15 protein-coding genes are annotated in these 18,257 nt (G+C 63.2%); 6 read left to right on the forward strand and 9 right to left on the reverse strand.

Annotation, left to right across the window (positions count from 1 at the left end; translation table 11 throughout):
• Nucleotides 1–245: 245 nt before the first annotated feature.
• A complete protein-coding gene (locus PQR54_RS30430; RefSeq protein ID WP_408252242.1) occupies nucleotides 246–986 on the forward strand; it encodes a GntR family transcriptional regulator in 741 nt (246 codons plus the stop codon).
• 137 nt (nucleotides 987–1,123) lie between these two features.
• Here PQR54_RS30430 and PQR54_RS30435 read toward each other — a convergent pair whose 3' ends face one another.
• Together PQR54_RS30435 and PQR54_RS30440 are read right to left on the reverse strand one after the other, a co-directional pair.
• Entirely contained in the window at nucleotides 1,124–2,509 is a 1,386-nt protein-coding gene (locus PQR54_RS30435; protein ID WP_408252244.1) for an MmgE/PrpD family protein, read from the reverse strand.
• 82 nt (nucleotides 2,510–2,591) lie between these two features.
• Nucleotides 2,592–3,338 (reverse strand): FCD domain-containing protein, encoded by a 747-nt coding sequence (locus tag PQR54_RS30440; RefSeq protein ID WP_408252246.1) that lies wholly within the window; start codon nucleotides 3,336–3,338, stop codon nucleotides 2,592–2,594.
• Nucleotides 3,339–3,531: 193 nt separating this feature from the next.
• On the opposite strand from PQR54_RS30440, the gene PQR54_RS30445 reads away from it, so the two are divergent.
• The 5 genes from PQR54_RS30445 to PQR54_RS30465 all read left to right on the forward strand — a co-directional run bounded on the left by PQR54_RS30445 (nucleotide 3,532) and on the right by PQR54_RS30465 (nucleotide 9,851).
• Complete coding sequence (locus tag PQR54_RS30445) at nucleotides 3,532–4,899, forward strand: MmgE/PrpD family protein (RefSeq protein WP_408252248.1); 1,368 nt, start codon at nucleotides 3,532–3,534, stop codon at nucleotides 4,897–4,899.
• 137 nt (nucleotides 4,900–5,036) lie between these two features.
• Nucleotides 5,037–6,320, forward strand: coding sequence for an MFS transporter (locus tag PQR54_RS30450; RefSeq protein ID WP_408252250.1), 1,284 nt, complete (start codon nucleotides 5,037–5,039; stop codon nucleotides 6,318–6,320).
• Nucleotides 6,321–6,450: 130 nt separating this feature from the next.
• Nucleotides 6,451–7,752 carry an MFS transporter gene (locus PQR54_RS30455; RefSeq protein WP_408252252.1) on the forward strand — a complete coding sequence of 434 codons (1,302 nt, stop codon included), beginning with the start codon at nucleotides 6,451–6,453 and terminating at the stop codon, nucleotides 7,750–7,752.
• A complete protein-coding gene (locus PQR54_RS30460) occupies nucleotides 7,749–8,501 on the forward strand; it encodes an SDR family NAD(P)-dependent oxidoreductase (protein ID WP_408252254.1) in 753 nt (250 codons plus the stop codon). The genes PQR54_RS30455 and PQR54_RS30460 overlap by 4 nt, the downstream gene beginning before the upstream one ends.
• Before the next feature lie 180 nt (nucleotides 8,502–8,681).
• Nucleotides 8,682–9,851, forward strand: coding sequence for a porin (locus tag PQR54_RS30465; protein ID WP_408252256.1), 1,170 nt, complete (start codon nucleotides 8,682–8,684; stop codon nucleotides 9,849–9,851).
• A gap of 112 nt (nucleotides 9,852–9,963) precedes the next feature.
• Here PQR54_RS30465 and PQR54_RS30470 read toward each other — a convergent pair whose 3' ends face one another.
• The 7 genes from PQR54_RS30470 to PQR54_RS30500 form a co-directional block, all read right to left on the reverse strand.
• On the reverse strand, nucleotides 9,964–11,310 hold the full coding sequence (locus PQR54_RS30470; protein ID WP_408252258.1) for a c-type cytochrome: 1,347 nt from the start codon (nucleotides 11,308–11,310) through the stop codon (nucleotides 9,964–9,966).
• Nucleotides 11,311–11,319: 9 nt separating this feature from the next.
• Complete coding sequence (locus PQR54_RS30475) at nucleotides 11,320–13,104, reverse strand: GMC family oxidoreductase (protein WP_408252260.1); 1,785 nt, start codon at nucleotides 13,102–13,104, stop codon at nucleotides 11,320–11,322.
• 60 nt (nucleotides 13,105–13,164) lie between these two features.
• The gene (locus PQR54_RS30480) at nucleotides 13,165–13,920 is read right to left on the reverse strand and encodes a gluconate 2-dehydrogenase subunit 3 family protein (RefSeq protein ID WP_408252262.1); all 756 of its coding nucleotides are present in this window, start codon (nucleotides 13,918–13,920) and stop codon (nucleotides 13,165–13,167) included.
• A gap of 46 nt (nucleotides 13,921–13,966) precedes the next feature.
• Complete coding sequence (locus tag PQR54_RS30485; RefSeq protein WP_408252264.1) at nucleotides 13,967–14,512, reverse strand: GlcG/HbpS family heme-binding protein; 546 nt, start codon at nucleotides 14,510–14,512, stop codon at nucleotides 13,967–13,969.
• Between the two features lie 100 nt (nucleotides 14,513–14,612).
• A complete protein-coding gene (locus PQR54_RS30490; RefSeq protein WP_408252266.1) occupies nucleotides 14,613–15,350 on the reverse strand; it encodes an MmgE/PrpD family protein in 738 nt (245 codons plus the stop codon).
• On the reverse strand, nucleotides 15,343–16,698 hold the full coding sequence (locus tag PQR54_RS30495; RefSeq protein ID WP_408252268.1) for an MmgE/PrpD family protein: 1,356 nt from the start codon (nucleotides 16,696–16,698) through the stop codon (nucleotides 15,343–15,345). The genes PQR54_RS30490 and PQR54_RS30495 overlap by 8 nt, the downstream gene beginning before the upstream one ends.
• The gene (locus PQR54_RS30500; protein ID WP_408252270.1) at nucleotides 16,695–18,110 is read right to left on the reverse strand and encodes an MFS transporter; all 1,416 of its coding nucleotides are present in this window, start codon (nucleotides 18,108–18,110) and stop codon (nucleotides 16,695–16,697) included. Before PQR54_RS30500 ends, PQR54_RS30495 begins: the two co-directional genes overlap by 4 nt.
• Between the last annotated feature and the right edge of the window lie 147 nt (nucleotides 18,111–18,257).

Raw genomic sequence — 18,257 nt, forward strand, 5'->3', positions numbered from 1 at the left:
TGATTCGAATTAATAGATAGGTTCGGGTCGATGCCGATTGCCTTCAGTCATCGCGGTTGTTAGCCGCGCGGCGCTCTGTTGCTGTGATGCATTTAGGTGTCGATCCTGTATCCTTCCGGAATTCGCCATGCGGGCCGCGGATCGGACCGGAAGCGGCGCATGAAACATGTGCGCCGCGCGGTCATCTCAGCGCGGATCGAGCGGCTTTTTTCCGATTCCTTTTCTTCACTCTGACACTGACCTGAATGCCAGGACTTCGTACTCCGGGAGAGCAACCGCTCTATGAAATCGTCCGCGCCGGTATTCTCGAGCGCCTTCGCACCGGCGAATGGACAGCCGGCGACAAGATCCCGACAGAGCCGCAATTAGCCGAGGTATTCGGCGTCGGCATCGGCACGATCCGCCGCGCGGTCGAAGAACTGGTGGCCGAGCGTCTGCTGATTCGCCGGGCAGGGCGCGGCACGATCGTCGCGAAGTTCGCCGACGAACATGCGTTCGACCACTACTTCAGCTTCGTCGATACAGACGGCCAATTACTGAAAGTCACCGCGCGTCTGCTGCGTTTCGGCAAGGAGCGCGCGAGCGCGGAAATCGCCGCGACGCTCAAGCTCGCGCGCGGCGCACGGCTTGCCACCGCCGACAATCTTCGGCTGCATGACGACGTGCCTGTCATGCTCGATCGTTTGTGGTTTCCGCTCGATGTGTTCCCGACGCTCGAAGCCGAGATGTTCAAGGCGCGGCGCGGTTCCATTTATGGCTTTTACCAGGAGCACTTCGGGATTTCGGTTGTGCGCGTGGTGGAAGATCTGGGCGGCGCGGCCGCCGACGAAGAAGTGGCGCGCGCACTGAATATCGAAGTCGGTGCGCCGGTGTTGCGCATCGAGCGCACGGCGTTCACGTTCAAGGACCAGCCGGTCGAATTTCGCGTGCGCTTTGTCGATTCGAGCCGCTGTTCTTATCGGAACGTGCGCGGCTTGCAGGATTGAGTCGTATGTAGCGGCGGCGAGGGTGGTGCGCCGGAGCGACGGCATTAAAGCAGTCGCGGCTTCTGCCTCGCGCCTGAAAAACACCACAGTATTAACGAACGGCGCCCATGCGTAGAGCGCCGTTCGCATCGACCAGTCTATTGCCGGAACTGCGCGATCGCGCCGAGCGCCGGGTCGCTGAACACCGTCTCACACCATCCGCGCGCCTCGTCGGCGAGTGCCGCACTCCAGCCGCCGTGCTGCGCGTTGTCGGTGAATTTAGTGGCGAGTTCGGCGCGCGACAGCGGTTCGCGCGCACCGCCGCGCATATGCGGCTGACGCACTTCCTGAACGGTGCCGTCGTTGAGCGTCGCGCGCAGATGGCCGGTAAAATTGCTCGGATACTCGTTGTCCGGATCGATCACGTAGCGGATCTTGCCGGCCAGCGCGAGCACGGCCGGATCGTGAATGCGCGCTTCGGTGAACTGGCTGAAACCCGCCTTGCGATCGAAGAAACCCACGGCCATGCAGAACGGCGTGCTGAATTTGGCGGCGTAAGCGGTCGGCGGCCGGTGCTTGACCGCGAGTTCTTCCCACAACCGATGCACCGTGCCTTCGCCGACTTCGCACACGATGTCGCGAATCTCTTCCGCCTTGACGCCGCGCTCCGCGAGTGCGATCGCGCAATCGATATACGGCTGGGTCATCGTGCCGCACGCATACGGCTTGAACGCGATCGTCTCCATGATCCACGACTTGCCGAGCGTATCGAGCACCGGCGAAAAATCCGGCGCGCGCGACGGCGCGAACGCCTTGAAGAAACCGTGCTTGCCTTCGAGCACGGTGCGCGGACCGTCAAAGCCGCCGCGCGCCATCAACGCCGCGCGAATGCCCGATTGCGCGGCCCAGCCGGCGTGCATCCGCTTGGTCGAGGTGCCTTCGGCCAGATACTCGATGATCCCCGCCGCCATGCTGCCCGCGATACCGAGCGCCGACGTGGCCTGCTGCGGATTCAGGCGTAACGCGCTCGCCACTCCGCCGGCCGCCGCGAGCGCGCCGATCACGGCGGTCGGGTGAAAGCCGGCCGTATGGATCGCGCGCGGGGCGACCAGACTCAGCCGGCACATCAATTCCGTGCCGACCGCGATGCCGCGCAGCAACGCTTCGCCACCGAGGCCTTCGCGTTCGCACGCCGCCAGCACCGCGGGCACGACCACCGCGCCCGAATGCACCGGACCGCCTTCGAAGGTATCGTCGTAATCTTCGCCGTGCGCGGCGGTGCCGTTGATCAGCGCCGCATCGAATGCACTGAAGCTGCCTGCGTGGCCGAGGGCGGTGCAGGCGCCGCCGGCGTCGGTGGCTTGCAGCGTCGCGCGGATATACGGTTCGTCGCGCCCGGCGATGCACAAGCCCGTCACATCGAGCAGCAGCAGACGGGCGATTTCGACAGTCTGGGCAGGCAATGCCGACGCGTGCACGTCCGCAATCCAGGCGCCGAGTTTCTCGCCAACTATCCCATGTCCTTCTGATTTTTCAACGCTCATACGGGTGACCACTCCGAGTCGGTAATGAAATGCGTGCGCTGCTGTCTCGCGCGCGGGCCTGACGAGCAGGTGTGTCGCGCGGCTAGCGCGGACCGTCGGCGAGCGAGGCTTGCGCCTGTTCACCGGCGGCGCCGGCCGCAGCCGCAGCCGCGGCGTCTTCCGCGCTATGCGCGGCGATCGCGCGTTGGAAACCCGCCTGCACATGCTGACGCATTGCCAGCGCGACGGCTTCGGGATCGCGGGTAGCGAGCGCGTCGAGAATCATCCGATGCTCGGCGTGCGACGCCTGCGAACTGCCCGCAATCGAAAAACCGCGCCGGCGCAACAGATGGGTGCGATTGACCACTTGCCGGTAGAAACCGAGCATCGTCGGGTTGCCCGCCAGTTCGACCAGCCGGTCATGAAAGGCAATATTCAGCGTGAAGTAATTGTTCAACTCGCCGTGGATCGAACTGGCTTCGAGCTGATCGAGCATCGCGTGCAGTTCCTGCAACTGCGCGTCCGTGATCTTCGATGCCAGCCGGCGGCCGGCCATCTCGTCGAGCCCGGCGCGCACTTCATAGAGGTCGGCGGCTTCATCGTCGGAAATCTCGCGGATGTAGACGCCGCGATTCTTTTCGAGCAACACCAGACCGGCTTCCTCGAGCGCGCGAAACGCCTCGCGCACCGGACTGCGGCTGATCTTCAGGTGGTCGGCGAGATCCATCTCATTGAGTTTCATGCCGGCCTTCAGCTCGCCCGTCTTGATGCGGCGGAGAATTTCCTCTTGCACGAGACCGGACAGTGTGACGGAGCGAAGCAACTCGAGCGAAGTGGTGGGGCGGGACATAGACGGACCTGTATGAGGAAAACCGCAGTGTACAACGCACATTGCGTCTTGAAGATTGTCGACAACATACTATCCACAACGCAAGCGCGCAACTAGAATTTGCCATGATTTGCGTATTGTCGACAATATGTACAATGCGATCTTGTACCGTGGCAGCTCCCTTCTCACGGCCTCACTACTTCTTGACGATCCAATGACCCAAGCCGATCGCGTCACCCAAACTCTCGCGCGCTATCTGGTCAACGCGCGTGCCGACAGCCTGCCGCAAGCCGTGTGCGACCACGCGGTGCGTACGTTCGTCAACTGGATGGGCTGTGCGGTCGGCGCGTCGCGGCATGAAGCGGTCGAGATCGCCATGGCGGCGCTCGCGCCGTTCGGCGGCCCGGCGCAGGCGAGCGTGCTCGGCCGCGCCGAGAAGGTGGACGTGCTGAGCGCCGCGCTTTTCAACGGCATCAGTTCGCATGTGTTCGACTTCGACGATACGCACCTGAAGACCGTGATTCATCCGGCGGGGCCGGTGGCGTCGGCGATTTTTGCGCTGGCCGAGTATCGGCCGGTCAGCGGCAAGGAGTTCATTCTCGCGCTGACGCTCGGCATCGAAACCGAATGCCGGATCGGCAATGCGGTGTACCCGAACCACTACGACATCGGCTGGCATATCACCGGCACGGCGGGCGTGTTCGGGGCGGCGGCGGCCGCGGGCAAACTGCTCGGGCTCGATGAACAGCAGATGATCTGGGCGCTCGGTCTCGCGGCGACGCAGCCGGTCGGCCTGCGTGAGATGTTCGGCACGATGACCAAGAGCTTTCATCCGGGACGCGCGGCTCAGAACGGTCTCGTGTCGGCGTTGCTGGCCGCGCGCGGCTACACGAGTTCGCAGCAGGGCATCGAAGCGAAACGCGGCTGGGCGAACGTGACCAGCACGCATCGCGACTACGCGGAAATCACGGAAGGGCTCGGCGAGCGCCATGAAAGTCTGCTGAATTCTTATAAGCCGTTTGCGTGCGGCATCGTGATCCATCCGGCAATCGACGGTTGCATCCAGTTGCGCAATGAACATGCGTTGAAGGCGGACGCGATTGCGTCGGTACTGCTGAAGGTGCATCCGCTGGTGCTCGAACTGACCGGCAAGCGCACGCCGCAGACCGGGCTCGACGGCAAGTTCAGCGTCTATCACTCGGCGGCGGTGGCGATCATCGACGGTCGCGCGGGCGAGCATCAGTACAGCGACGCGGCCGTTCACGACGCCGCGACGGTGCGGCTGCGCGACAAGGTCACTGCCGAAATCGATCCTTCGATGCCGGCCGACGCCGTTCACATCACGATCACGCTGACCAGCGGCGAGCGGCTCGAGAAGCACGTCGAGCATGCGATCGGCAGCATCGATCGGCCGATGAGCAATGCCGAGCTGGCCGCCAAGTTCACCGATCTGGTCGAACCGATTCTGGGCAGCGCGCACGCCGCGAAGCTGCTCGAAGCGGGATGGCAGATGGAATCGCTGGACAACATCGCGACGCTGGCGGAGCTGGCGCGCCCTGTCGGTGTCGGGACGACGTCGTAAAAGAAGAGCACGTGCAGTACGGAAGATGACGCGTGCGTCGCGCGAAACGCCAGACGCGTCATCGATAACATTGTCGACATAACACAAGCCGCGATACCCACGAACGCGGCGGACGGTGGATTCAGTCAGGAGACGAGATGTCGAGTTCCGTCGGTGTGGCAGTTACAGCAGCGCGTCCGTATCGCGTCTTTATCGCCACCTGGGCGGGCTGGATGCTGGACGGCTTCGACAACGCCATTTATATCTATGTGATCGTGCCGGCGTTGACCGAGTTGCTGCCGAAAAGCGGCTTCGTGGCCGATCACGCGCATATCGCGCGCCTCGGCGGTTTGATGTTCAGCCTCTTCATGCTCGGCTGGGCCTGCTCGATGTTCTGGGGCTGGTGCGCGGACCGCTTCGGCCGCGTGCCGACCATGTGCGCGACCATCCTCATCTATTCGATCTTTACCGGCGCTTGCGGGCTCGCGCCGGGCATCGTGTCGTTCGCGATCTTTCGTTTTTTGACGGGCTTCGGAATAGGCGGCGAGTGGGCGGCAGGCGCGCCGTTGTTGCAGGAGTCGGTGCCGGAGCATTTGCGCGAGCGTCTGTCGGGATGGCTGCATACCGGCACGCCGATCGGCTTTCTGCTGGCCTCGGCCGCCGCGTTGGTGATTCTGCCGCTGGGCGGTTGGCGCGTGCTGTTTCTGATCGGCAGCGCGCCCGCGTTGCTGACCATCTGGCTGCGGCTCGGCGTGCCGGAGTCGCGCCGCTGGCAAGAACAACGCCGCGCACAGGGTCCGCGCGCCCGCGTGCGTGATTTGTTCGCGCCTGGCATGTCGCGCACGACCTGGTCGGCGGCGCTAATGATGACGTGTCTGATCTTCGGGCTGTGGTCGTCGACGTTCTGGATTCCGACGCTCGTCATCACCTGGCAGCGCGCGGGCGGCGCGTCCGTTGCCGATGCGCAGTATCTCGGCTCGCTGAGCGGCTTGATCCTGAGTGTCGGCACGCTCGCGGGATGCGTCGCGATGCCGTGGATCGTGCGCTGGATTCCGCGCCGCAAATCGGTCGCCACGGTGTTCTTCTCCGGCGCGCTGATCTGCAACGTCACGTCGTACTTCGGCATTGTGGTGCTGCTGAAAAGCCTGCCGCTCTTCCTGATCACGCTGCCGCTGCTCGGCTTTTTCACGAGTGGCGTGTTCTCGTTGTTCACGATCTGGCTGCCCGAAATGTTCCCGACGATGCAGCGCGCGCTCGGTTCCGGATTCGCTTTCAGCTTCGGCCGCGTGCTCGGCGCGGCGGGACCGTCGATTGTCGGCGCGCTCGCGGCGATATTCGGTTCTTATCCGCTCGCGATCACCGCTGTCTCGCTGATCTATCTGGTCGGTCTCTTCTGCGTGAAGTGGGCGCCGGAAACCGCGCACCGGGCATTGCAGAGATGATCGTACGTAATACGAATGATGTGCGCCGAGTGCCCTGAGGCGCTGGCGGCAATCCGAAACTGAAGGAGCAAACCATGCTACACAGTCACAGTCGCGATTACAGTCGCGGTCACGGGCAGGGCGGTTCAAGATGAAAGCGAAAGCAGGCATGTTCAGCGGCACCACGGGCAGAGTTTTCATGCTCATCTGCGCGATGTACTTCATCGAATACGTCGACCGGGTCAATCTTTCCATCGCGGCGCCGTTGCTGAAGTCGGAGATGCATCTGTCGAATACGCAACTCGGCATCGCGCTCTCGGCGTTCGGCTACTGCTACGCGATCTTCCAGATCATCAACGGCTATCTGGGCGACAAGATCGGACCTCGCCGGATGCTGGCATTCTCGGGCATCCTGTGGACGCTCGGCACGCTGGCGACCGGCGTGACCGGCGGCCTCGCGACGCTGGTGCTCTCGCGCGCCCTGGTCGGACTCGGCGAGGCCGGCACGATTCCGAACGCCACGCGAGCGATGGCCAACTGGGTTCCGCAGATAAAACGCGGCTTCGCCCAGGGCTTCACGCACTCTGCTGCGCGCCTGGCGGCTACCGTCACGCCGCCGCTGATCGTGCTGATGATTCCGCTGCTCGGCTGGCGAGGCGCGTTTATCACGCTGGGCTGCGTCAGCGCGATCTGGGTGGTCGTATGGGCACTGTATTTCCGCGACGATCCTCGCACGCATCCGTCGATCACCACCGCTGAAGTCGATGCATTGCCGCCGTATGCAGGCCCGCGCCATCGTACGGCGGTGCCGTGGTGGCCGCTGATCCGGCGCATCATGCCGGTCACGCTGGTGTTCTTCTGTCATGCATGGACGCTGTGGCTGTATTTGAGCTGGCTGCCGAGTTTCTTTGTCGGCGTGTACGGCATCGACCTCAAAAGCACGGCGCTATTTACGTCGGGCGTGTTTCTCGCCGGCGTGGTCGGCGATACGGCGGGCGGCCTGCTGACCGACGCGATCTATAAACGCACCGGCAATCTGAATACGGCGCGGCGCAACGTGATCATCATGGGTTTCGCGGGCTCGCTGCTGTTTCTCTCGTGCGTGCTATTCGTGCGGGACCGGACCGTGATCGCACTGTGTCTGGCCGCCGCATTGTTCTGCCTCGAATCGACCGAAGGCCCGATCTGGGCCGTGCCGATGGATATCGCGCCGGCCTTTGCGGGCGTCGCGAGCGGCTTCATCAGCACGGCGGCCGGTCTCGCGGCGGTCGTGTCGCCGGTCGCGTTCGGCCTGATCACCGACATGACGGGCAGCTATCGCCTGCCGTTCGTGATGTCGATCGCGCTGTTGCTGGTCGGCATTGGACTGTCGTTCTGGATTCGTCCGGACCGGCCGCTGCAAGCCAGCGCGAAACCCACACTATCAACGGAATCACTGGGAGTGCATTCATGAACAGAGAAGTTAGCGGCGTCGCGGTCGTTACCGGCGCGGCGCGCAATATCGGCCGCGAGATCGCGTTGCAACTCGCGGCAGCGGGCAATGCGGTGCTCGTCAATGCGCGCAGTTCCGCCGACGAGGCCGCCGAAGTCGTGCGCGCGATCGAGGCCGCGGGCGGCCGCGCGGCCGCGCATCTGGCCGACGTCAGCGAACCGGCGGGCGCGCAAAGTTTGATGGAAGCGGCGATTCACCATTTCGGGCAGATCGACATTCTCGTCAACAACGCCGCGGTGCGTCGCGAGGTGCCGTTCGCGGAACTGGACTACGCGCGCTGGCGTGAAGTGATGTCGGTGATTCTCGACGGCGCGTATCTGTGTGCGCACGCCGCGTTGCCTTATCTGCGGCAATCGAAGGCCGGCGCGATCGTCAATATCGGCGGCATGTCGGCGCATGCGGGTTCGGCGGGGCGCGCGCACGTGATCGCCGCGAAAGCGGGGCTCGTCGGCTTGACGCGTGCGTTAGCGCACGATCTCGGCCCTGACGGCATTACCGTCAATTGCGTGGTGCCTGGTTTGATCGCCACCGTGCGTGGCGGCGCGGCAGGCAACAAGGAACCCGCGCATCACGCCGAGCGCACCACCTTGCTCGGCCGACGCGGCCAGCCCGACGAGGTCGCGAGCCTCGTGCAGTTTCTGTGCGGGCCGACAGCACGTTATCTGACGGGCCAGGCCATTCATGCGAACGGTGGCGCTTTTCTAGGCTGATCGTTCTGCCGGCGGCGCGGCGGAACTCATCCGCGCGCCGCATTCAAACAGCGTCAAGTCGGACTCGCCATTGCGGGTTTCGCAGGAGGATTGCTTATGCGGTAGAGACATCAAATTAGTTAGTATACCGATTGAAATGTTTAAGGCACAAATAAATCATGACTTGGCGGAGATGACAGAATGAGAAAGTCGCTTTTTGCACTATCGATATTGAGTACCTTTGCTGCGACCGTTCACGCGCAGAGCTCGGTGACGCTGTACGGCATTGTGGATGAAGGCGTGATGATCAACACCAACGCGAAGAACGTGGTGAACGGCAAGAACGTGGGCGGCCGGCAATTCTCGGTCGATTCCAACGCGGGCACGCAGGGCAGCCGCTGGGGCATCCGGGGCGCCGAAGATCTGGGCGGCGGCCTGAAGGCGATCTTCGTGCTGGAGTCGGGCATCAACGTCAGCACGGGCGCGTTCGGACAAGGCGGCACCGCATTCGGCCGGCAAGCCTATGTGGGCCTCGCCAGCAGTTCGTTCGGCTCCGTGACGCTGGGCCGTCAGTACGACAGTATCAACGACTACGTCGGCAACTACGGCTACGCCGCGGCATATGGCGGATCGACCACGGAACATCCGGGCGACCTCGACAACGTCAATCACACATTTCGCGCGAACAGCACGATCAAATACGCGAGCCCGAATTTCAACGGCCTGACTTTCGGCGGCACGGTGAGTCTGGGCGGCGTGGCGGGCGAGATTTCGCAGTCGAGCGGATACAGCCTCGGTGCAAACTACGCGCACGGTCCGCTCGGGATTGCGGTCGCGTATGAACTGTTCAAGAATCCGTCGGCGTTGGGCTCGATCCTGAACAGCAACGCGAACGCCACGACATTCAATTCGCTGAACTCGGGCTATCTCGGCACGAAGCCCGCTAACTCGCTGCAGATCATCACGACGGGCGGCTCGTACGACTTCGGTCCGGCAAAGGTCGGCGCGGTGTATTCGAACACCAAGTACATGAATATCGGCGCATTCGGTGGGGCGACCGCGACGTTCAACAGCTATGAGTTGAACGGGCAGTATCGTTTCACGCCGGCGTTCTCCGTGTCGGGTGAATACAACTACACGAAGGGCAATGCGGTGAGAGGCGACCTCGGCGACCAGAAGTACAACCAGTTCTCGCTGCTGCTCGACTACGCGCTGTCCAAGCGTACCGATGTATATCTGCTCGGCACCTTCCAGACCGCGAGCGGCACGAGCTCTACCGGCGCTGCGGCGGTTGCGGATATCGGGAGTCTCGGCGATTCATCGAACAACCATCAGGCGGTGGCGCGAGTTGCAATTCACCACAAGTTCTAAGCGCGCTCGTTTTCCATGAAAGAAGCCCAGTGCGGCGATTAACGCACTGGGCTTCTTTCATTCGCGGATTCAAACATTGCACGCAAACGCTTCACGCTGCAACCCTGCCGGGTTATTTCGCGCTGACCGCTACATCGCGAACCTTGGCGACTTCACCAGCAGTGACGGCCGCCGCACGATTTCCCCAATTGCTTCGCACAAAGCTCAATAGATCTGCGATCTGCTGGTCAGTCAAACGCCAGCCGAAGTCGGGCATGGCGAGCGGCGTCGGCGCGGCCGCAGTGGACGGCATATGGGAGCCGCTCAGCACGATATGAATCAGCGATGCCGGATCGCCGCTCAGCACCGATGCGTTGCCCCTGAGACTGGGGAAAGCTGGCATTGCGCCGGTGCCATCCGTGCGGTGACAGGCCGCGCAATTGTCCAGATAGAGATGGGCCCCGGTCGAATCGACGCGACCCGCTCGCAGCGCAATAGCCGTCTGTTCCGCGCGGCCGGTTTGCTGCGTGGCCGGCGGCGTCGCGCCCGCTTGTAACGATGGCGACGTCAGATACGTTGCAATCGCGTTCAGATCGTCGTCGTGCAGATATTGCGTGCTGTCGTCGATGACTTCCGTCATCGGGCCGAATGCCGCGCCGTCGTGCATACGACCACTGCGCAGATAGGCAACAAGATCGGCTTTGCTCCACACCTTGTCGCTATCGGATGTTTGCACCTTATGTCCTCTTAGGTTGGGCGCATACCACCCCGCCAGCGTATTGCCGGACAGGAACGCGGTGTTGTCCTTCTCGTCGAGTACGCTCTCCTGCCCGAGCATGCCGTGCGGCGTATGACATGCGCCGCAATGCGCGAGCCCTTGCACCAGATACGCGCCGCGATTCCATTCCACGCTCTGGTGCGGATCGGCTTGATAGGGCAGTTGCTCATGCGCATACAAACGATCCCACACGGTCATCAGCGCGCGAATGTTGAAGGGAAACCGCAGTGCGGATACGCGATCCGGCTGCTGGACGGCTTTGACGCCTTGCATGAAGTAGCGATAAAGCGCATGCATGTCGGCGTCGTCGATCTTTGCATACGACGGATACGGCATTGCCGGATACAGACGATGGCCGTCTTTGGCAATGCCCCGACGCAACGCGGCGGCGAAGTCCTCATAGCTGTATCCGCCGATGCCAGTCGATGCGTCCGGTGTGATGTTGGTCGAATACAGCGTGCCGAAAGGCGTCGCGAGCGGCAGACCGCCCGCGAACGGTTGCGCCTTGTTCGCCGTGTGACAGGCCGCGCAATCGCCGACTTTCGCGAGATAGGCGCCTTTGGCTAGCTGCGCGTCGGCCGTCACCGGCGTGGGCGTGGCATTCAAAGTTTGCGCGTTTGCACCGCTGCTCAGTGCACCGCTGCACATCAGCGCAAACACGGGAATCAGACACTGTCCCAAGCGATCGAATTTGATTGTCATGACGGTCGCTCACGCTTGAACCAGAGGGCCGGGATTCTTCAGATACGTCTCGCGGATCGCCTTTGCCGCGTAGTACGTCATGGCGCCGATCGTGCCAGTCGGATTGATGCCGAGGTTTTGCGGAAACGAACAGGCGCCGGCCACGAACACATTCGGGACATCCCATGACTGAAGATACTTATTCACCACGCTGTTGTCCGGCCGGTCGCCCGCAATCGCGCCACCGGTCGTATGCGTGCTCTGATATGGACCGACGTCGAAGTGATCGCCCGGTTTGCCCGCGTTGATCGCAACCGATTGCGGCTTCAAGTTCATCGCGCGCGCAACATCGGCGGCTTTGTGGCTGACGAACTGCGTCATGCGGCCTTCGTTGTCCTTCCAGTCGAACGTCATGCGCAAGAGCGGCAGGCCGTACGCATCCTTGTAAGTCGGATCGAGGTCGAGATAGTTGTCGCGGTACGACATTACCGAGCCTTGCGTGGAGATGGCGAACGAATGCAGATAGTGGTCTTTCACGGCCTTTTTCCACCCCGAGCCCCACTTCGGCGTGCCGGGCGGCACGAGTGCCTGCGCGATCGGACGGCCGCCCGTCACCGTCGCAAAGGTAATCGCGCCGCCGATGAAATTCAGTGGACCATGATCGAAGTTGTCCGCATTGAAATCGTCATAAACGACACCGCCCGCTCCCGAACCGATGAACGGATTGATTGCGACGTCCTTGTCGAAGAAGACCTGAATCTTGCTGTTCTTCTGATACGCGTAGTTCTTGCCGACAGTGCCTTCGCCGGTAGCCGGATCGTACGGTTTGCCGATACCCGATAACAGCAGCAGGCGCACGTTGTGCATCTGATATGCGCACAGCGCGACGATATCCGCCGGCTGCTCGACGGTGTGTCCTTGAGCGTCGATATAGGTGACGCCGGTGGCGCGTTTGCCGGTCGAGTCGAGATTGACTTTCACGACCGCCGAACGGTCGCGCAATTCGAAATTTGGCTTTCTCGCGAGCGCCGGAAGAATGCAAGACTGCGGCGACGCTTTCGAAAACATGTAGCAGCCGAACAATTCGCAGTAGCCGCAGAAATTGCACGGCCCTAGCTGCATGCCATACGGGTTCGTGTATGCCTTCGATGCGATCGACGCAGGCGTCGGATACGGGTGATAGCCCACTTCGCGCGCGGCTTGCTCGAACAGCATCGACGGATACGCGGTGGGCAACGGCGGCAATGCGTAATCGCGCGAGCGCGGCGCTTCGAATGGATTGCCGCCGCCGACCGCTTGCCCGTTGAGATTGCCCGCCTTGCCCGACGTGCCGGCGACATATTCGAAGCGGTCGTAGAACGGCTCGAGTTCGGCGGCGCTGACGGGCCAGTCCTGAATCGTCATGTCGTCGGGAATGAAGCCCTTGCCGTAGCGCTGTTCGTAGTGGCTGCGCAGTTTCAACTCGGCTTCAGTTGCGCGATACGTAAAGCCATTCCAGTGCACGCCCGATCCGCCGACGCCATCGCCGAATAGAAAGGCGCCGTATTGACGCAACGGCAGCGCGACTTCCTGCGCCTGGCGGCGGATCGTGACGGTTTCGTGCGCGAGGCTTTGCATCAGCTTGAAGCGCTGCACGTAGGTGAGCTCGTCGGCGACCTTCGGATACGCGAAGTCGGGGTACGTATCGCGGTTTTCGCCGCGTTCGAGGCCGACCACGGTGAGGCCGGCGTCCGCCAGTTCGATCGCCATGATCGAACCCGACCAGCCCATGCCGACGACCACCGCGTCCACTTTGGGTTTCTTGATGTTCGCCATGTGTCTCCTCCTGGCGTGTGTTTTATGTAGTGCTGCTGCAAGCGTGGTTAGATGAAAACGCTAGACCTTGCCTTCAATCGTCACAGGTCCGAGCGGATAGACTTTGCCCGGTTGCGCGACCCAGTCGAGATAGTCGGCGCGTGCGCCGGGAAATCCGATCATGGTCCAGCTCGCGGCGTGCTTGTTGCCGCCGTGAATCGGATCGGAGAAGTAACCTTCTTTGGTGTTCTGCCACAGCAGCGCGATGAAATGCCCGGCCGAGGTTTGCTCGAATTTGACCTTGCCGCTATCCATGCCGTGCAGCAACGTGTCCTGTTGCGCGGTCGTCAATTGCACGAACGGCTTGCCGCCGAAGTGCGCCTTGCAATAGGCGTCGAGCGCCGCGATGCCGGTGCGGTACAGGTCGCGCGGAGACATGGGGCTTTGATAGCCGGCGAGCGGCGTGGCATCCGGATGAAACGGGCCATGCATGTACCAGGCCGCCGCGTGACCGAACGCACCTTCCATCTGCCGGTCGATGAATGTCGCGACGTCGAGTTCGAGCGCGCCCGGTCCTTCCGCATCGGCGGGAATCAGGCGGTCGATTGCAGCTTGCAGAACGGTCCATTCATCGGGCTTGAAGAATTTCGGCTGGTACGGTGCCGCGTTTGAACCGTCGGTGGTCGACGCGGATGCTGACGCCGTCACGCTGCTATTTCGGTCGCACGCGGCGAGGCCGCCCGCCACCGGCAACACCGCGACGCTTTTGATCAGGAACCGGCGCCGCGACGAGGCGATTGGCGGCGTCGCTGACGCGGCAGCGGGTTTATCGTCCATGATGAACTTCTCCTTGCATTAAAAAGGCATCCTGATCGATTTGCGTCTACTTCAACGCGTCCGCGCCCGCTTTGCAGATATCCGCATCCTGATCACCGCTGCCGCCGCTGCATCCGATCGCGCCGACGATCTTGCCGCCGATCACGAGCGGATAGCCGCCGGGCGAAGCGACCACCGAAGGATCGAGCGTCGCCGAATAGGTGTGGCCTGTTTCGAAGCCGTTATAGAACGTGCGCGTATCGCGTCGAAAGCGCGCGGCGGTCGCGGCTTTGCGCAGCGCAATTTTCGGCGACGAGTTCTGCGTATTGTCCATCTTCGCGAACGCGACGAGTTCTCCGCTGGGATCGGTGACGGCGATTGCTTCGGGCCAGCCGTGCCGCGCGGCTTCGGCCTCGGCGGCTTCGAGCGCCTGGTTGGCGCTTTGCAGGCTGAGCGGCATGCCGTATGGAATGTCGAATGGCGAGTGCGCCGGCAGGCCGCCCGCCGACGGTTGCGACGCGGGCGTTTGCGCGCTGGCGTTCGTGCCGCTCAATGCCGCGCACAGCGAGAACAGCGCGGGTAACGAGGCTTGGATGATGCGCTTGCTGGACATATTGGATTCCCGTGGTGTGGCCGATAAAAGACGTCGAGCATTAGCGGTTGATGACAGCTTTGCCCGATGCGTCGAACACATCGGGCAAAGCGCATCACGTTCAGTCGAGCGAAGTCCAGCGCGTACCCAGCGCTTCCGTGATCGCGGCGGCGTCGAAGCGATACGCCATCAGCGCCGCAAAGCCGCGCCGTCCGTCGATCGACGCAGCCGCGCTCGTAAAGCCGTGCTTCGCGATCATCGCGGCTTCGAGCGCGTCCGCTGCGGCCTTGCCGATCTCGATCGCTTCCATCGCATGGTCCGCGTTGTGCGCGAGACCCGCGGCCTGGGTTGCGGCGACGCCGAGCGCATGACGTGTATGCACTTCATCGAGACGCAGCAGGCGCGAGACTGCCAGCACCGCGCCCAGCACGCCCACCGACGACGCCACGTTCCAGCGCGCGCGGAATTCAACGCTGTCGACCGCGCTGAGAATGCGCGCGGCGGCTTCGATACCGATCGCGGCGGCGGCAATCGCATCGCTTTCGGATGAGCCCAGCGTGTCGCTGGCCGCGATCACGGCGGCGAGCACCGGCATGGCCGGCGACGCGGCGGCCTGCGTCGCGAGCGATGCGCCGAGAATCCATGCGCGGGTGCGCGAATCGGTGGTCGCGCTGCCTTGCGATTGCAGCAGTGCGCTGATCTGCTCGGTGGAGCGCGTCGCCGGATCGGTGATCAGGCGCGCGTGGGTGAGCGCGTCGCGGGCGGCGTCGAGCGCGGCATCGGCCGAAGCGGGCAGCGCGGCGATCGCGAAGCCGACGAGCGCGTCGGACACGACGGAATGTTGAGCGGCGTTATGCATGATTCAGTTCCTCAGACGGTGCGCACAGTGCAAAGAGCGCGTCGAGATTGGCGGCCGTGTCGAGTGTCACGACGGCGGCGGCGAGTTGAGCGGCAATGCCGTCGCCTAGCAGCGGATCCACCAGCAGACGGACCTTGTGCATCAGTTCCTCGTCGGTCAACGGACGCGCGAGGCTGCCGCGCGCATGTTCGACGTGATGTTCGATAACCGAGCCGTCCTTCAGCGTTGCCGCGATAAAGACTTCGTCGCGATTGACCGAGGCGTCGGGCGCGAGCTTCGTCAGCGCACGCACCGCCGTGACGTCGTCCTGCACCACGCGCGCGTCTTCGTATTGCGCGAGACCGACCTGGCCGTCGCACAGCGCGGCGGCCACGCCGTGAATCGCGCTGAAGCGCGCCTGCAAGCCGTCCTTCGGCTGCGGATTGCCCATCAGTTCAGGCACGAGCGGATGGCAGCGCAGCGTGATCGATTCGATGGACTGCACGTCGTCGATTTGCGGCGCGAGCGCGAGGCCCGCGTCGATGGCCGGATGCGCGACGATGCCGCACGGATACGGTTTGTACGTATTGAAGAGCAATTCCCAACGCTCGCCGAACGCGCCGTTCATCAGTTCGAAATCGACCTTGGTCGACAGCGAATGCGAGTAGCCGCCGGGGGCTTCGAAAATATCGTCGGCGGCGCGCTGCCCTTGCTGCGCGAGACGCGCGGCGGCAATGCCGTTAGCGGCTGCCTTGCCGGGGTGATAGGGCTTGGTCATCGTGCCGAATGCTTCGCGCTGGCCGACGAACATCGAGGCGGCGATCGACACCGCTTGCGCCAACCCCGCTTCGTCGAGACCGAGCAGCAGCGCGGCCGTCACCGCGCAGCCGATCACGCCGCACGTGCCGGTGATGTGCCAGCCGCGGTCATAGTGTTCGGGCGAGATCGAGACGCCGACCCGCAACTGCGCTTCGCAGCCGAGCGTGAAGGCGGTCAGCGCGGCCGCGCCGGTGGGCCGCGTGTCGGGCGCGAGAGCGGTCAGCACGGCGAGCACCGAAGCGGCCGGGTGAATGACGGTCGCGAGATGGGTGTCGTCGAAATCGTCGAGGTGGCCGGCAAAGCCGGTCGCGAGCGCTGAAAAATGCTGATCGACTTTTTCGCTGCGGCCCGGCACCGGCGCGATCGGCGCGACGCCAAGTTCTGCGGCGGCGGCGAGGATCGCATCGACACCGGAATGCCGCGATGCGCCGATCGACGTGCCAATCACATTGATCAAGGAACGCCTGGCTTCCTCTGCGACCGGAACCGGCAGCGGACGCTGCGCCAGTGCAAAAAGGCCGTGCGCGAATGCGGCGGCGATGGAACTCATTGAGACAACTCCTCCAGACGAATGCCGTTGGTCTTCGGCCCTAGCAGCCCGACCATCACGACGATCACAAACATGGCTGACGAAATCAGCACGAACACGGCTGGCACGCCGGAATGCTTCAGCAATGCCGCCACCCAGAAACCGACGAAAATCGAACTCAGACGGCTCCAGCTAAAAACGAAACCGACGGCGCGGGCGCGAATCCGGGTCGGATACAGCTCGGCCTGATAGGTGTGAAAGATGCCGATCAGCCAGTTGTTGGCGATCGTCACGGCGCTGCCGAACAGCAGGATCAGGACAGGCTCGCGCACCATGCCGAACAGCACGCCGGCCACCGCGACGACGATCGCGCAGCCGACCAGTTGCCACTTGCGCTGAACACGTTCCGCACACGCCATCGCGCCGAGTGCGCCGAGCGGCGTCGCGAACGCGATCACCATCGTGTAGAGCAGCGAATGCGTGATCGTGATGCCCTTCGTGTAGAGCAGCACCGGTACCCACGCGCCGAAGCCGTACACCCCGAAGGTCTGGAAGAAGTTGAAGAACGACAGCATGATCGTGCGGCTGAAGTGCCGCCCCTTCCACATCTCGGACCATGAACCGCTTTGCTCACCGGCGAGCGGTTCCGGCGTGTGGTGCGAGGGCGCCTGCAACGGGCGGCCGGTTTCGGCGACCACGCGGGCCTCGATCGCATCGACTATGTCGCGCGCCTCGTCGACACGGCCCTTGCTTTCGAGCCAGCGCGGCGACTCCGGCAGGCCGCGCCGCATGAACCAGATCAGCACGGCGCCCGCCGAGCCGATGATCATCACCCAGCGCCAGCCTTCGAGACCGAGGATGGTGTGCGGCACCAGCAGAAACGACAGCACCGCGACGGTCGGCACGGACGTCAGGATCACGAGGATGCTGAACGCGCTGTAGCGGCCGCGTGTGTGATGCGGCGTCAGCTCGGAGATGTAAGTGTCGACAGTGATGAGCTGCACGCCGATCCCGAGGCCCGCGACGAAGCGCCAGAGATCCATGGATTCCGGCGAATGCTGGAACGCGGCGGCGAAGGTCGCGACCGAATAGATCAGCATCGCGCAGGTGAACACGGCGCGGCGCCCGAAGCGGTCGGTGAAGCCGCCGAGCGCCACGGTGCCGACGAACATCCCGGCGAAAAACGAGCCGAGAAAGCTGGCGAAGCCGTTGACGTCGAACAGGCCCGCCGTGGTGGCGCGGTACAGGCCACTGCCGATGAGTCCCAGTGAGATATAGGCCGCCATGAACATTTCATAAAACTCGAACCAGCCGCCTATCGCGATGCGCGCGACGAGGCCGCTGAAATAACGCGTCGGCGGCAGGCGGTCGAGCCGCGCCGAAACGCTGGCTTCGACGGCGGTTGCGCCGGCGATCTCCTTTTCGATGTACATGCCTTCGTCTCCTGTGTCGGCCGGAGTTGGCGCTTCAGCGCCTGCTCCGGCCCCATGCATCTAGTTGCGACTGGACTTGGTGTCCTATATTGGTAGTGTCGACACTTTGCCAAGTGTATGGCGAATCGGTGGTTAATTTCAAGAAAT

Origin of the sequence: Paraburkholderia phytofirmans, assembly GCF_046028095.1 — a bacterium.
GTDB classification, from domain to species: domain Bacteria; phylum Pseudomonadota; class Gammaproteobacteria; order Burkholderiales; family Burkholderiaceae; genus Paraburkholderia; species Paraburkholderia phytofirmans_A.

Bases quoted from the DNA above. Each gene is read 5' to 3' on its own strand.
- PQR54_RS30430 (WP_408252242.1), top strand. From the start codon at position 246: ATGCCAGGACTTCGTACTCCGGGAGAGCAACCGCTCTATGAAATCGTC.
- PQR54_RS30435 (WP_408252244.1), bottom strand. From the start codon at position 2,509: ATGAGCGTTGAAAAATCAGAAGGACATGGGATAGTTGGCGAGAAACTC.
- PQR54_RS30440 (WP_408252246.1), bottom strand. From the start codon at position 3,338: ATGTCCCGCCCCACCACTTCGCTCGAGTTGCTTCGCTCCGTCACACTG.
- PQR54_RS30445 (WP_408252248.1), top strand. From the start codon at position 3,532: ATGACCCAAGCCGATCGCGTCACCCAAACTCTCGCGCGCTATCTGGTC.
- PQR54_RS30450 (WP_408252250.1), top strand. From the start codon at position 5,037: ATGTCGAGTTCCGTCGGTGTGGCAGTTACAGCAGCGCGTCCGTATCGC.
- PQR54_RS30455 (WP_408252252.1), top strand. From the start codon at position 6,451: ATGAAAGCGAAAGCAGGCATGTTCAGCGGCACCACGGGCAGAGTTTTC.
- PQR54_RS30460 (WP_408252254.1), top strand. From the start codon at position 7,749: ATGAACAGAGAAGTTAGCGGCGTCGCGGTCGTTACCGGCGCGGCGCGC.
- PQR54_RS30465 (WP_408252256.1), top strand. From the start codon at position 8,682: ATGAGAAAGTCGCTTTTTGCACTATCGATATTGAGTACCTTTGCTGCG.
- PQR54_RS30470 (WP_408252258.1), bottom strand. From the start codon at position 11,310: ATGACAATCAAATTCGATCGCTTGGGACAGTGTCTGATTCCCGTGTTT.
- PQR54_RS30475 (WP_408252260.1), bottom strand. From the start codon at position 13,104: ATGGCGAACATCAAGAAACCCAAAGTGGACGCGGTGGTCGTCGGCATG.
- PQR54_RS30480 (WP_408252262.1), bottom strand. From the start codon at position 13,920: ATGGACGATAAACCCGCTGCCGCGTCAGCGACGCCGCCAATCGCCTCG.
- PQR54_RS30485 (WP_408252264.1), bottom strand. From the start codon at position 14,512: ATGTCCAGCAAGCGCATCATCCAAGCCTCGTTACCCGCGCTGTTCTCG.
- PQR54_RS30490 (WP_408252266.1), bottom strand. From the start codon at position 15,350: ATGCATAACGCCGCTCAACATTCCGTCGTGTCCGACGCGCTCGTCGGC.
- PQR54_RS30495 (WP_408252268.1), bottom strand. From the start codon at position 16,698: ATGAGTTCCATCGCCGCCGCATTCGCGCACGGCCTTTTTGCACTGGCG.
- PQR54_RS30500 (WP_408252270.1), bottom strand. From the start codon at position 18,110: ATGTACATCGAAAAGGAGATCGCCGGCGCAACCGCCGTCGAAGCCAGC.